General features: G+C 46.4%; 9 protein-coding genes. 2 read left to right on the top strand and 7 right to left on the bottom strand.

The genetic code is table 11. From position 1 onward, the window contains the following. Window positions 1-378: 378 nt before the first annotated feature. Both BLW59_RS08005 and BLW59_RS08000 read right to left on the bottom strand, forming a co-directional pair. Complete coding sequence (locus tag BLW59_RS08005) at window positions 379-1,758, bottom strand: glycosyltransferase (RefSeq protein WP_074697373.1); 1,380 nt, start codon at window positions 1,756-1,758, stop codon at window positions 379-381. Next, window positions 1,755-3,101 carry a hypothetical protein gene (locus BLW59_RS08000; RefSeq protein ID WP_074697372.1) on the bottom strand — a complete coding sequence of 449 codons (1,347 nt, stop codon included), beginning with the start codon at window positions 3,099-3,101 and terminating at the stop codon, window positions 1,755-1,757. The genes BLW59_RS08005 and BLW59_RS08000 overlap by 4 nt, the downstream gene beginning before the upstream one ends. Before the next feature lie 112 nt (window positions 3,102-3,213). Here BLW59_RS08000 and BLW59_RS07995 point away from each other — a divergent pair, with 112 nt between their 5' ends. Then, complete coding sequence (locus BLW59_RS07995; RefSeq protein WP_074697371.1) at window positions 3,214-4,017, top strand: PD-(D/E)XK nuclease family transposase; 804 nt, start codon at window positions 3,214-3,216, stop codon at window positions 4,015-4,017. Window positions 4,018-4,064: 47 nt separating this feature from the next. Here BLW59_RS07995 and BLW59_RS07990 read toward each other — a convergent pair whose 3' ends face one another. Genes BLW59_RS07990 through BLW59_RS07975 form a run of 4 tightly spaced genes read right to left on the bottom strand, consistent with a single transcriptional unit; the run spans window position 4,065 to window position 12,361 of the window. Further along, window positions 4,065-7,313: a CDP-glycerol glycerophosphotransferase family protein gene (locus tag BLW59_RS07990; protein ID WP_139283601.1), complete on the bottom strand. Its 3,249-nt coding sequence runs from the start codon at window positions 7,311-7,313 to the stop codon at window positions 4,065-4,067. Between the two features lie 26 nt (window positions 7,314-7,339). Then, window positions 7,340-10,027 carry a CDP-glycerol glycerophosphotransferase family protein gene (locus tag BLW59_RS07985; RefSeq protein WP_074697369.1) on the bottom strand — a complete coding sequence of 896 codons (2,688 nt, stop codon included), beginning with the start codon at window positions 10,025-10,027 and terminating at the stop codon, window positions 7,340-7,342. A 4-nt stretch (window positions 10,028-10,031) separates the two neighbouring features. Continuing rightward, entirely contained in the window at window positions 10,032-11,342 is a 1,311-nt protein-coding gene (locus tag BLW59_RS07980; RefSeq protein ID WP_074697368.1) for a glycosyltransferase family 2 protein, read from the bottom strand. Window positions 11,343-11,347: 5 nt separating this feature from the next. Next, the gene (locus BLW59_RS07975) at window positions 11,348-12,361 is read right to left on the bottom strand and encodes a hypothetical protein (protein WP_074697367.1); all 1,014 of its coding nucleotides are present in this window, start codon (window positions 12,359-12,361) and stop codon (window positions 11,348-11,350) included. A 155-nt stretch (window positions 12,362-12,516) separates the two neighbouring features. Here BLW59_RS07975 and BLW59_RS07970 point away from each other — a divergent pair, with 155 nt between their 5' ends. Continuing rightward, the gene (locus BLW59_RS07970; protein WP_074697366.1) at window positions 12,517-12,930 is read left to right on the top strand and encodes a helix-turn-helix domain-containing protein; all 414 of its coding nucleotides are present in this window, start codon (window positions 12,517-12,519) and stop codon (window positions 12,928-12,930) included. Window positions 12,931-12,989: 59 nt separating this feature from the next. On the opposite strand, the gene BLW59_RS07965 is transcribed toward BLW59_RS07970, so the two are convergent. Next, the gene (locus BLW59_RS07965; protein WP_074697365.1) at window positions 12,990-14,468 is read right to left on the bottom strand and encodes a uridine kinase family protein; all 1,479 of its coding nucleotides are present in this window, start codon (window positions 14,466-14,468) and stop codon (window positions 12,990-12,992) included. Window positions 14,469-14,537: the final 69 nt, after the last annotated feature.

The following is a 14,537-nucleotide window of genomic DNA, read 5'->3' as shown; positions in this document are numbered from 1 at the left end:
GGAAGCAAGCCTACAACAAGCGCACATCTGCTGAACGGGCCAACAAACGCATAAAGATTGACGGACTGCTGGAAGAAGGGCACCATCGCTCATCTATGATGTGGTATATTCGATTATTCGCCATACTGTCCGTCATTCACATAGATGCTTGGCATGAGCGCAAATGTGAGAGTGCATGAACCCTGAAAAAATTCGATTTTTCAGGGCTGGGTATCCTGCGCCAATTTTTCCATACACTTTCAAGCTACGGTATTCCAACCTTGTATAAGGGCATTTCACATCACCTCAATACCGATGATTGCCAATTCTCATTTAGATTGCCGAGGTTTTCTAATTCACATTTCTGGCAATCCAATGAATATAACCATTTTATACGACTCATACAGATAGTTTATTTAATATAGGTATAGTCTTTACATTAATTTTCTCGATAAACAGCGACTCACCAGCTGTTTTCCCACACTCGCCTGCATATATTAAAAAAGACAATCCGAGAATTTCAGCTCCAGTTACAAATGAACAATAAACCTCATTTCCAGTCAGATATTCATTAAAGAAAACTACTTCTTGTTTCTTAAAATCGAATACCCCTGCTGTGAAAAATTTATTTTCTTCTTTTGTAGAAAAAGTAATCACATATATACTATTAGCTCTAAAAATATCATACCTAAAAAAATTATGATTACTAGCATTTGCTCTAATTGCTATGTCGATAACAGACACTTTCGTAGTCTCAGCAGTTAAATCATAATTGCCACAAATTTCAAAAGCCTTAATACTTCTTCGTTCTTTTTGTTTCCTGTATCTCTCCTTAAATGTAAAATATGAAAAATCTTGATGAATTTTTACTAGTTCAAAATCAGAAAAAGGTTCTGGGCAAAAAAAATTTTTAAATCCTATTTGATTACAAATTCGTCTCCAAGGATTAAACAATAAAAGTTGCTTGAATTCATCGTTTCCTGCATTGTAGAAACTAATGGCAATCTTAGTGTAATCTTTATAATCTATCCATGGTTTTATGTCAGTATTATAATGTATAACAACACATTCATCATTGTACATCATATAACTTGCAGTACTGTTATATGAAAATGGTATTTTTTTAAACCTTATTCTAATTATAAGTTGTAATAAACTAAATAGGAATTGCTCTATAAATTCACCATAAACCTTAATTTCCTTTTTTATAAAAAATACATACAAATCCTTGAAGATATTCGCTATATTTCTTTTAACATATTCTTTCAAATCAAATACTATAAAACCAACATTTGCGGTTCCTATTTTTGCATCAAAAATAATATTATATTCATTTTCTATCTGTGTCACGTCTTTTTTTTCGATAAAATTGCTTAGGCTATTTCGCTTTTCACAATAAGATATGATATGATCACCTGGCAGTAATTCTTCTAAATTAAATTTCTTAACACATAGCATATCATAGTCCATCTTTATAGCATATTTATAACCTCTCTTTTCCAAATAATTTGGTGCGATATAATTAAGCCACACTTCTTTAGGCCATCTTGAAAACGAACCAAAATCTTTTGTATACTCCTCTCCCACATTCTCCAGTCCTACAATAAATATCCCCAACCTCTTACATAAACCTCTTTGTTCGTCAGTAACATCATTTGCATCTGGTTGAAATATAGCAATATCAACCATGTCATTATATTCTTTTACGCTTTTCAATGTAACTATACTCTGATTAATAATTCTCTTATCACCAGCTATGTATACACAAATCTCTTTCACACCTTTTCCTCCCAAACCTCAAACCCTTCCACTGAAAGCTCCTGTCCCTGTGTTTTCCCCGCTAATCCTGCGTAAACACATACAGCTAATCCTTCTATGTTTTCTCCAGTCACAATAGAAAATTCTATATCGCTATCTATACTGTAATCCCTATAATAAATCTTTTTTTCATGCTGAAAATCGTAAACTCCTACCGTGCATTTTTCTACACTTCCTTCAATACCACTTATACGTATAGTAATCTTTTTATTCTTTGCCAAAATATTATACCTAAAGAAATTGTATTTACTATCTCTTTTGGATATAGATATGTTGTGAATAAACTCAACTTTTTCTCCTTTATTGCTCTTTTTTTGTGATATATAAATGCAATCTAGATATCCTTGATTTTTATTCAATTTTATATTATCCTTCTTTAGATTATAGATATCATGCCAACACTCATTGACCGTCAAAGCAGTCTTGCACATTTCCTCTGTTACCTGCCCAGCCACAAAAGTCTTGGCAACCTTATCAATGAACACAAAGATGCTCTTAGTTTCAAAAGAAGTATGCGGATTAGGAGCACCTGCACAGTCGTATGCCCAAAACAGACAATTTTCCTTCATGGTAATACCATAATGAGGTTCTATGCCAAATTCACGACAAAATCTCAATCCATGATGGTTCCAGTCGTGGTCGCACTGAACATTAAAAAGCATGATATGATGAGATGAGCCATTCTTTATGCAATGAATGATATCATTTCTGTGTAAAGGATCAGGCAGATTCATATCAATACCAGTGTATTTGGTGAAATTCTCTGCATGAGGTGTGTCTTGTATGTACAGCCTTGGATTAAGTCCTATAGAAAGTGTATGCGGCATGAGAGTAGAAGCATATGTGCCTGTATAGCCCCCCTGGGAGGAAGAAAAGAATATTACCTTATCTTCCCCCAAACCGAGCCTGCGACATACTGCTTTGATTATGCCTATCGACATGACAATGCAGCTTTTCTCCCTGTCACCATAAAATGAGCCACAAATAATACGCTTGTCTTTGTAATACATGGGGTCTTCCAGACAAAGCATGCTGCCATTGAATAATCTGTGATATCCCCAACGAGGAAATTCCGGCAATTCCTTGTACTGGGCCCCATTGTAAATTACATAGAGATATTCCCCAGGTTGTTCTTTAAAAAGGCATTCAAAATGGTAGCCTTCCAAGTCAATGGCAAACTGTGACGACTCCAGTTTAGCCGCCAATTCTTCTAAACTATCGTATTTACGTTTGCAGGTTAGAATTTTCTTATCATGGCTGTACCACCTGTCTCGAAAATCCTTTATCTCCTTCTTTATATCCATTAGTCCGTGCCATGCTCCTTTCCACTTGCACTGAATAGCCATTTCTTTTCAGAATATTATTTTATTATTTCTTTCCGTATGCTATAATATATCCTAAGAAAGGATGATGCCCATGAGCATGTTTGCCACCGGCCTCAATCCCAAATATCTTGAGCCCATCAAAAGATTTCGCCTGATAGACGATACCTTCTTCAACATCTGCTTCGATGGCAGCCATGAGTGCATGCAGCTCCTGCTGTCCATTATCTTTGACCGCATTGATATCATAGTGAAGGAAGTAATCACCCAGCGGTCTGCCCACAATCTCTACGGCCGCAGCGTCCGCTTCGATGTCCTCGCCGTGGATGGCGATGGCAAAATCTACAATGTAGAGATTCAGCGCACTGACGAAGGTGCCAGTCCCAGGCGGGCCAGGTTCAACACCTGTCTCATCGACTCAAGAGAAGTTGCCAAGGGCACAGACTTCAAGGAATTCCCCAAAGTCTGGGTCATCTTCATCACCGAGAATGACATCTTCAACGCCGGGCTGCCCATCTACCATGTGGAGCGGGTCATTACCGAGCTTGACCAGCCCTTTGAGGACGCTGCCCACATCATGTATGTGAACGGCGACTATCGGGCGGAGGATGCCGTAGGTATGCTGATGCATGACTTCTTCTGCGATGACCCTGACCAGATGCACTACAAGGAACTTGCCCAAAGAGCTGGTTTCTTCAAACATGAAACCAAGGGGGTGAATGCAATGTGCAAGATCATGCAAGACTTGATGAGGGAAGAACGCGATGCGTGGCTCAGCGAGGAACGTACCAACACAGCCCTCGATATGCTCCGAGACAATAAGCCAATGGAGGAAATCATCAAGTACTCCCATCTTCCTCAGGAACGCATTGAAGCCCTTGCCCAGCAGTTGCGCTGAGGCTTTCAGGGCCGAGGTTGCTATTTATGTGCAACCTCGGCTCTTTTTTATGCCTCTGCCTTATCTTCCGTTTTCCTCTTCCAGAACTTGCTGCCCCAGTCATCAGCGAAGTACACTTCGCCATCCCACTTGATTTTCTCCTCAGGAATCCCTATGGCTATGAGGCCTTCCTTCACAGGGATGGCAATCCTCTCGAACCTGATGGCTATGAGCACGCTGTCGTATTCATCTTCATTCAGCAGAGCCTTCACAGGCTGCACAGGCAAGTCGGCAGTGGCCTGCATTGAGGCAGCGTTGCGGTCTACAATCATGACAGGTTCTACATAGCCGTATTTCTTTGCCTGACGGTAGAACTCTGTGCCCACTTCACCAGCGGCGTAGATGGCTACCCTTTCCCCTTCTTTGAAAAGATGAGCGGGGAAGATGTAGCGCAGATGATCCCTGCGGGGCGGGGGCGTCATATCAGGCAAGGCAGTCATGGCACGGAGTGCTTCGTTATCCTTGGATTTTGCAGCTGCCTGCAAAAGTACCATAGAGGTGTCCGTAGTCTGAACTTCATCAGCTGTCTGCCAAGAGGTAAAGCTTTCTGGCTGTCCCAGACTGAGGATGGCCTCGAAGGTACGCTGGCAGTTGTTCTTATCATGGAAACCAAAAAATTTCTCGATGCGCTCCCTGTACTTATCCTTCAACTGACAGCCATTTTCCATATACTCAATGATGCGGTCTACAGTGTGTTCCAAGTCATATTCCACTTCACCAAAGCCATCACGTTCATAATCAAAATAGCCTGGGTCGTATACTTGGCCTTGGAAGAATTCTTCCTTATCAAAATGAGCATAAACCACAGGTTTTCGCATATAGGTGAAATCAAACTGAACAGAGGAAAAATCCGTGACTACAAGGCTACTTTCACCAAATACATCCTTATAAGCCATGCTGAAGTTGCCAACCTTCACCTGAGATGCAAGATTTAATTCATCGATGAATGGCAACATGCGTGGATGAGGGAAGAACAATATCTCATATCCAAGTTCATGTGCCTTAGACAATAACTTTTCATCATTCAACAAGCCATGATAAAATTTAAAATAGGATGATTCCTCATAACCTGTTACCAAACCATCTTCACATTTTGTAGAATAATTTTCAGTACGAAGAAGAGCATTTCTCCATGTAGGCATAATTGCTACTTGTTTTCTAGCGTTATCATTTAGTCTATCATGACGAGGGAACCCTGTTAGTCTTACTATTTTTCCATCGTAAAAGTATGCCCCTTCTAAGATTGACTTATGTTCAGGAAGTGCTGCTGTTACTATCATTGAAAAATCTTTATTATAACGATTAATCCACGCAGATATATCATCCTTTGTAATACCATGCTGAAGGAAAACCTGTTGTTTTCTACTGATAAGATCTCTGTAAAACTTCCGATGTCCCCCAAAAGGATTCATGACATATCCATCACCAGAAGAAGATACTATTCTATCTGCCATCAAATGAAGAATCAAGTGCTCTTCGCTGAGATAATCTACAGTTTTTCCTATTTCCTTGAGCCTGTCAAAGTCCACACTGTCCTTGGAAATAACAAAGTATGTGTCAATCTCCTCATGCTTCTGCAAATAAGCAAACAGCGCTTCTCCATTGTCATCCGCCTTGTTGATACGGTCGGAAACCAGCCATATTTCCTTCTTGAAGAACGGCTTCAAGAGTCTTGCCATGCGCCTACGACGGACGGCTTCCTTACCAATCTCCCCTTGCTTTGCCATCTCCTTCAGCAAGATTTCCTCACGTGCATTTATGACTTCAGGCTCGACCTTAGTCAGAATAAGATGCTCTTCTTCACCAAAGCGAATAAACCAGCCATTTCTTTCGGCGTAGGCAGACTTGAAATCTCTGCCCAAGGGGAAGAAGTCTCCTACCCTCAGGTTATACCTGCGGGTGAACTTCACCCCTCTCAATTCCGTCACCAGACTGATGTCCAACCCCTTTTTTTCATAGCTGCTAAGATTTTCAATAGTGCAATGGAAAGTGTAGGCAGGCAGTATCACCTCTCCCATCACCTCCGTGGAGATATTCCTGCCCTCCACGGATTCGCAAGGGATATCCTGCTGGCCATTCACTCTGAGATACAACTTAACTTCCTCATCCTCCGGTATGCCCAAAAGTGTGGTATATCCTTCCAAGGTGAGACTATTTTTTTCCTTGTCCACGTTGAGGAATTCGTATAGAGTCTTGCAATGTGATATACCAAAGTAAGGGTCTTCCCCACTCAGATACAAATCAAAATCATCCCCAGCAGGGTTTAAGCGCAATTCAGGATTCATGCCGTGTTTTTTGCGCCAAAGAAAAGTTTTCTGCTCCTGCCAGATATTCTTCTGTGCCAGGATTACTTCATCATCTATATCTTCCAGCAAGGAATAGAACAGACTGCAATACTGATTGATTTCTTCCTCAGTCAGCACCTTTTTCATCTTTTCACGACTAATCATGCGCCATTGCAGATCATACATGATATCATGCTGGACAAAAGGCAAAACATTGCCATAATACTGGCGAGAAGCTTCAAACAGATACTTGGCAAAGCGCTCCATATATGGCACATACCACTGTGGATTAGCTTCAGACTGCTGTATGGCAGAAACTGCACCTTGGCTTCGACGACGGTAATAATAACGCGGTTCAGACAATACGCCCAGCATACATCTCTGCATGAGAATGGTTATAGTAACCTTGGCATCTTCTGCATAAGCAAGCTCGGTATCAAAGTAAATGCCTGCTAAGGCTTCAGCTTTGATAAACGAAGATGGCAAACTCAACTGCACTGCATCAGGCTCTTTGGTCAGGTCAATCACTCTGGTACCTTTGTTGAACTTACGATTCAAGGGATGGTTTCCGCTCTTGGCATCAAAGAACTCCATGGGAATGGATACTAAATCCAATTTATCCCCATGCTTTTTAAAGAACTCCCGCACTTTGCTGAGAGTATTGCTTGATAGTTTGTCATCTGCATCCAAAAAATTCACATATTTGCCCCTTATGTACGGCAACCCCGCATTTCTTGCTGCAGATACACCAGCATTTTCTTGATGTATAACCATGATATTCTCTGGGGATAGCTCCGCAAAGTTATCACAAATCTTGCCAGAGCCATCATTAGAGCCATCATCCACCAAGATAAGCTGCACATTATCCACAAAGCCTATATCCTGAGAGATGACGCTCATGACAGCTTCCCGCAGGAAGGGTTCCACATTATAAACCGCCATGATTATGGTGAAATCGAATTGCTTTTCCATCTGTTCCAATTTACTTACCTATCCTTTCATTCCATAATGCAATCATAAACTCTTTCTGAGTTCTTCTTATCTCTAAAAGGAAAAAATGCTTCCACCCTTTGGAGATATTTTTCCTTCATATTGCAGTCACAATTCATGTACTCTATTATCCTGTCCACTGTGCGGGGCAGGTCTTCTTCTACTTCTCCCATGCCCATTTCCTTATAATCGAAGTAACCTTCACTGTAAGTATGTCCCTGGAAGAATTCTTTTCTGTCAAACTGTGCATATATTACCGGCTTGCCCAAATAGGCAAAATCAAAAGCTACAGACGAATAGTCTGTGACTATCAGACTGCTCTCGGCAAAAACCTCCTTGTATCTGGTATCAGCACGGCAGAAGACTACTCCCTCAGACTTCGTGAACTTACTCAGAATGGGCATAACATTGGGATGGGGCAAGAACTTTATGGTATAGCCTTTTTCCCTTGCCTTTGATAGCAGTCTTTCATCATTCAGCAGACCATTGTAAAAGCGGAAAAAGCTGCTTTCTTCGAACCCAGGAGCATAGAGCCATCTGCCGGACTCCGTATCATGCCCCAGCCCCAGAGAATTCCTCCAGGTAGGCATGATAGTGATTATCTTCTCAGGTTTATTTTCCAGATAATCATATCTTGGCAAGCCTGTGAGCTTCACCACATCTTTGCCATAGCCATAGTATTTCCCCTTGAGTACGGATTCATACTCCGGCCTGGTGGAGGTGACGAACATCCCAAGATCCCTGTGGGGCTTGCCCAGCCACCTGGAGAGGTCATCCTTGATAATCCCATGCTGCAGGAAGATAAGTCTCTTCCTCTTGAGGATGTCCCAGTAGAAGGCCCTTTCCCCACCAAAGGGGTTCATGACGAAATCATCCCCTGCTGAGGAAATGATCTTGTCTGCCACCAGCTGCAGCAGTTTGTGCCTGCGGGAGTGGTAGGGTATCAACTTGCCGTATGCCTGCACCCGCTGATAGTCCGGGCTGTCCTTACGCAGCACGAAGTAGCTGTGCTGGTGTCTGCCTGTTTCGCTGAGATAGCGGAAGAAGGCTTCGCCGTTGTCATCTGCCTTGTTGATGCGGTCTGACACCAGCCAGATATCCTTGGGCAGGATCCGCTTGGCCAGATGGTAGGCGCTCCTGTAGAGGATGGCTTTCCCTGCATGGGGACGTCCTGAAGCGCGGAAGTCCTGCCAGAGCTTGATTTCCTGCCGGGTGAAGTCCCAGGCTGACGCCCTCCGCAGTTTCAGCACATTCCCTTCAGTCTCCGCCAGGAAAGGGCCCAGGCGGGTGTAGGCATGAGGGAATACATCCACGATGGGGAAGAATAAGCCGTGATTGATTTTCTTGCGCTCTATCTTCAGGCCCTTGTAGAAGCTGTAGAGCTTTATCTCCATGCTTTCATACTTGCTGGTGTCAATCCTGCTGCTGAAGGTGATGGAGGGGAAGATGTCCTCACCCAAGGCCTCGGCGTTGTCCACCCTGTCCAGGGCGGAGATATCTTTCTTGCATTCCAGCCAATCCGTGCCATTGATAAGGAGATAGGTGCCTATATCTTCCAAGTCCTTTTCTTCTATTCCCACGAAGCCTGTGTAACCTTCAAGGATAAGGGTGTCTCCCTCAAGGCGCATGAATTCCCACTTGGCAGCGCAGTCGGAGAAATGTCCCAGCTGCAGGCCTCCGCAGGAAATGGCTACGTCTTCCCCATCTTGAGCCAGCTTTGATTCTATGCTATGTTTCTTTTTCAAGAGCATGGCCTTATGAGAGGCCCATATATTTTTCTGGGCCAGGATGATGTCATCATCTATTTGCCCAAGCGTTGCAAACAGAGCGTTGATGAATTCCCCGGCCTTCTCCCTGCCAAGTGCATCCTCTATGACCTTTCTGGCCAGCTTGAAGCGCCACTGCAGGTCGTACATGATGGTATACTGGATGAACTTGGGGATTTTTCCTGCTTCATCCCTGTGATTTTCCAAGCTATAGACACATAGATACTCCAGATGCGGGAAGTACCAGGCTTCTTGGGCCGTGCTCTGCTGCAGGGCCGAGCCGCCCCGCTTGCGTTTGCGGTAGTGGTATCTGGCTTCGGAGATAACGCCCAGGGTCTTCCTGCCCTTGAGGATTTTCAGGGCTTCTTTGGCATCTTCACCATATTTCAGGCGGGTGTCGAAGCTCACCTTATCCTTTGCCCGCTCCCACAGCACGAAGGAGGAACTGAGGGAGAGCTGGATGCAGTCCGGCTCTTTTTCCATGTCTATCACTCTGGTGCCTCGGGCATATTTATAGTTCAGGATATGCTCTCCCGTGGCTCCCTCGAAGAAGTGCATGGGGACGGAGACCATATCCGTTTCCTTGGCGTGCGCCTGGAAGAATTCATCTACCAGAGAAAGCGTGTTCTTCGAGAGCTTGTCATCGCTGTCCAGGAAGTTCACTATCTCCCCCTCGATATATGGCAGGGCCGCGTTGCGGGCAGCAGAGACTCCGGCGTTGGGCTGGTGGATGACTTTGATGTTATGGGGATATTTGTCTGCCCATATATCGCTGAGGGTGTCGGAGATGTCGGTGGAACCATCGTCTACCAGTATGACCTGAACATGGTCTTTGAAGCCTATGTCCTGACTGATGAGGCTTTCCACTGTCTCGTTCAGGTAGGGGCCGGTGTTGTAGACTGCTATTACTATGGTGAATCTATAACTCAACGGGTTACTTCCTTTCCGAAATTTTTGGGAAATAATAGCCCTCGTAGAAGTCTTTCTGCAGGTAGTGCGGGCCATCCCAGCGGATTTTTGCTTCGTCTATGCCCAGCTTCTGCAGGTCTGCCTTGATGCTGTCGGCCAGCTTTTTGTCCTGCACCGAGAGCAGTATAGCATCGCAGTCCATTGTCTGGAGGTCTTTGGGGTACCTTACCTCTACGCCTGGAATTCTGGCATTGGGACCTGCTCTGTCTACGGCTCCTGTGAGGGTCACATAGCTGTATTCCTGCAGCTGGCGAGCGAAGTCTTTGCCTACGTTGCCTGCGCCGTAGATTATTACCCGCTCTCCTTTTTTGAAGAGATGCCAGGGGAAGATGTAGTTGGCGGAGACACGGCGGAAAACGGGGGCTATTTCCAGCAATAGTCTGTTGTAGGCGGCTTCCATTGGCGGAAGTTCCTGCAGCTTGTCCTGCTCTTCCCCTGGCATAGCTTCGAAGCGCTTGTGCATTTCCTGAGCACGACGATAAAGGTGGGCACGCAGGGCAGATCTGACGGCTTCATCGTCGGTACGGCCAAGAATCTCCATAATGTCCCGCCAGGCTGCCGCTCCCTCCCGGAAGTAGTCGAAGCTGGCAGCTGTCACCATCAGGGAACCGTCCCGCACCCGCCGCTGATAAAGCTTCTTGTCCGTGTGCATGGCCTTGCCAGCTTCCAGCCAGGCATTTATGCAGAAGACTTCATCCTCACATCTGAGACGGGTCGGAAAGAAAATATTGTGTTCCTTCAAAAGATTGTGGCGGAAGCACATAAGGCAGGCACTGGGGATGAAGTCGCTTAAAGCTACAAGCTCCCTGAAAAGTTCGCTGCCCTTGGCATAGGTGCCATAAGCCTTGCGATAGGAAAAACCCTGCACCTCCCTGTAGCGTTCCCGCTCAAGGCGCTCATTCTCGAAAAGGACTTCTGCTCCGAAGGCCAGAATATCCAGCTGCTCGCGCTCCATGGTTTCAGCCATGAAGGAAAGGCTGCCTGGCGAGAGCATATCGTCACTGTCCATGAAACAGATGTAACGCCCCCTGGCCTTGGACAGGCCCAGATTCCTGGCAGCACCGGGGCCGCTGTGGGGCTGGGTGCATACCTTCATTTTCTCCCATCCGGCGGCATAGTCTCTGAGGAGGCTGACTGTGCTATCTGCGGAGCCGTCATCTACGCAGATAACTTCATAAGCTTGGAAGTCCTGTTCCTTGAGGCTGCCAAGACAGGCTGGGAGATATTTTTCTACGTTGTAGGTGGGGATGATTACAGATAGCAATATTTCTTTCATGGGTCTCACTTCTCAAAGGATGATTTCTCAGGCAGCAATTCTGCCAAGGCTTCATTGATGGCCTTTTTGATAAGGGGGAATTCCTCGGCGGTGCAGCTTTCGTTCATGCTGACCATGGGGCAGCTGCCCTGCCTGATCCCTTCCGCGTATTCCAGATAGTTGCTCTTGTCCATCAGGCACATCTTGCCCTCTGTCCTGCGGGGCACGAACTGACCTGTGCAGAGCTGCCAGTAGCGGATGAGGTACTGGGTCACATCTGTATGGGCGCGGAAGTGGTTGCGGGAGCATCTGTCCAGCACCTCCGGCTCCAGCTCCCAGAGTTTGGCCAGAGTTGATTTTTTTAAGGGGTTGGCCATATGGGGGTCATGGATGCCGCCCAGGGTGTTCCAGTAGGCAAGGGATTCCGTGCGCTCCAAGAGATTCCCATAGACGGGGTTGAACCACTTCTCGTGGTGCTCCTCCTGCATGGCCCGTTTATCGAAGTGTCGGTTGATGACCATGAGATTGTTCACCTGGGTATAGCGGGCCATATGGGCCACCGCCCCCTCTTCTTTGGGGACGATGATGCCCTCCACCGCCTCATCGCAGGGCAGGTCATTTTGGAAATAATAGCCTTCATCAGCCGGCGCCAATGGGAAGGTGTCATCGTTGAAGAGAACAAAGTTATCCGCCAACTCCTTTATGCGGTGCACATTCAGCTCAATGACGTTGGAATTATACGTTGGCAGATACTCCTCAGGCAGGTAGTCCGTATGCCGGACAATGAGCAGTTTCTCATGGTCGGTGCGCAGGAATGCTGGCACATGCCCCCAAGTGATAAGCACGATGCGATGCATCCAGGGCATGAACTTCTCCACTGCCCGGAACCATAGATGTAGATTGTCCCAGCTCTCAAAATGGATGTTGGAATCCGCTCCCTCATCCCTTGGATATCTGGACATGCTCTCTCTTAGTTCCTCCTGCCAGGCCGGGTCATGGTCATCCAGCCAGGGCAGGACTATATCTATGGGTCCGTTCAAATTTACTTACTCCCTGCAAGGTTTTTGTGTATTTATCAAGCAACATATTTAATTATAGTGAGTATTTTTTACTCAGTCAATGTAATTTTATGACACACAAAGCTATCTCCACTAACATATATGCTATGCTTTCCAAAAAGGAGCATAGATACGATATGATTTGGAAAAATAAATTCCATGAACGCATAAATGAACTATGGGAAAGAGCCAAGGACAGGGACTACAAGCTCACTCAGACAGAATTTTCCAAACGCTTTGGTGTCACCAGGAACGCTTTCATCGGCTGGCTAAGAGGTTCAGGCCAGCCTGATGCCGACGGCTTCGTAACAATTGCACGCTCAGAAAATGTAAGCTTGTCCTGGCTGCTGGGCGATGACAGGCCCCAAACCAAAGAAGAGCTGTTCCCCAAAGAGAGGGAGCTTCTCAGTATTTTCCGCAGCCTTAACCATGAGCACAGAGAAGACCTGCTGATGTTGGCCAAACAATTCCAATCGCACTACGCACAAAGCCATGTAGCGGAAGGAACAGCATCTTATATCTGCACTGAAACTCAGTCACATGATGTCTAAAAATATGCATAATAAAAGAGCCTGTTTGCAAAACCGTATCGGTCGCAAACAGGCTCTCTCTATTTGAAGAACACCGACTTTCCTATGAACTCCCTCAGGATAGAATTATTTGGCACCTCGTCCTCCACCGTGATGGGGTCAAAATACTGACAGAAGTCCAGCAAACGCCGGGCCATTCCGTACTCAGGCACCTCTGGAGAAACACTTTCCAGCAAAGGTTCAGCGTAATGCTTCAAGATGCCCAGCTCATAGATCAGGGCAGAGTTGAACATGAAGTCTGCCTCCTCCTGGAAGGGGAAGATGTACTTTTCCTCCCCCTCCCGCACAGCAGGCCACTGATGCAGGGTCTTGAGGGCACGGGCGCCGCGGAACTGGTAGTCACGCACCAGCCGGCGCAGGAGCCGGGCACTGGTGGTGGGAATCCTGTTGTGGGCATCTATGTTCAGCTGAGTCAGGGCGCTGATATAAATCTTGTACTTCCGTTCCCTGGGCACCAGTTCGCTGAGCTTTTCATTGAGGCCGTGAATCCCCTCCACGATGATGGGCTGGTCATGAGCCACCAGCAGATGCCGCCCCCCGCCCCTCTCGCTCAGGCCCGTGAGGAAATTGTAATGGGGCAGGTCTACAGCCTCTCCCTTCAGCATGGATACCATCTGCTCATTGAAAAGCTCTGTGTCTAGAGCTCCCAGGCATTCGTAGTCGTATTCTCCTGCCTCATTCTTGGGCGTGTCCACACGGTTCTTGAAATAATCATCCAGCGAAATAGATACAGGCCGCAGCCCGTTCACCAGCAGCTGCACCCGCAGGCGCTGGGCAAAGGAGGTCTTGCCAGAAGACGACGGCCCTGCTATGAGTATCAGCCGGAGCCTGCCCCTGTGCTCGGCAATGTGGTCGGCAATCCTGGCAATGGTTTTTTCCTGCAGCGCCTCAGAAACGCGGATAACCTCCCCCATCCTGCCCTGTTTGTTGGCCCGGTTGAGATCCGTCACATAGCGGCACTGGAGGATTTTGGCCCACTCTTTGGACTCAGACAGGATCTGATGGAACTTGGGCTGGGAAACCCGGCGGGGAATCTCCATAGTCTCATAGGTATACTGGGTGGGCATGCGCAGGAGAATCCCCGGCGGCTCATAGTCCAGCTCAAAATGCCCCAGCTCTCCGGTAGAGGGACGCAATTTCCCATAGAGGTAGTCATGGTAATTGCCACAGCTGTAGATGCTCACCATTTCCCTGGGCAGCGCACTGATGAGATTCGCCTTTTCAATCTGTCCGCTGCTCTTGAAAAGCTGCACCGCCTCCTCCCGCAGCATGGACTTCTTGACCAAAGGCCTGTCCTCTGCCACAATCTGGCGCATCTTCACCTCAATGGCCCGCACCACTCCTTCGTTAAGCGGCACAGGCAGATGATTCAGCTCGCAAAACAGTCCTTTGTTGGCTGTGAACTGCACCACCACCTCTGCCCCGTAATAAAGCTCCTGTACGGCTGTAATGAGCACGAACACTACGGATCTGCCGTAGATCCTCCATTCCATGGACATAAGCTCCACCTCCGTTTCAGTCCTGGTCCTTCAGTTGATATAGATTTCTGCGCCCTTCAGGCAAAATCC

The organism is Selenomonas sp. KH1T6, assembly GCF_900108415.1.
GTDB classification, from domain to species: Bacteria; Bacillota; Negativicutes; order Selenomonadales; family Selenomonadaceae; genus Selenomonas_B; species Selenomonas_B ruminantium_A.
This window is presented reverse-complemented; position numbering and strand designations above follow the sequence as displayed.

Coding starts and splice junctions, on each gene's coding strand:
- BLW59_RS07980 (WP_074697368.1), bottom strand. CDS start 11,342: ATGAAAGAAATATTGCTATCTGTAATCATCCCCACCTACAACGTAGAA.
- BLW59_RS07990 (WP_139283601.1), bottom strand. CDS start 7,313: ATGGAAAAGCAATTCGATTTCACCATAATCATGGCGGTTTATAATGTG.
- BLW59_RS07970 (WP_074697366.1), top strand. CDS start 12,517: ATGATTTGGAAAAATAAATTCCATGAACGCATAAATGAACTATGGGAA.
- BLW59_RS07995 (WP_074697371.1), top strand. CDS start 3,214: ATGAGCATGTTTGCCACCGGCCTCAATCCCAAATATCTTGAGCCCATC.
- BLW59_RS08000 (WP_074697372.1), bottom strand. CDS start 3,101: ATGGATATAAAGAAGGAGATAAAGGATTTTCGAGACAGGTGGTACAGC.
- BLW59_RS07965 (WP_074697365.1), bottom strand. CDS start 14,468: ATGTCCATGGAATGGAGGATCTACGGCAGATCCGTAGTGTTCGTGCTC.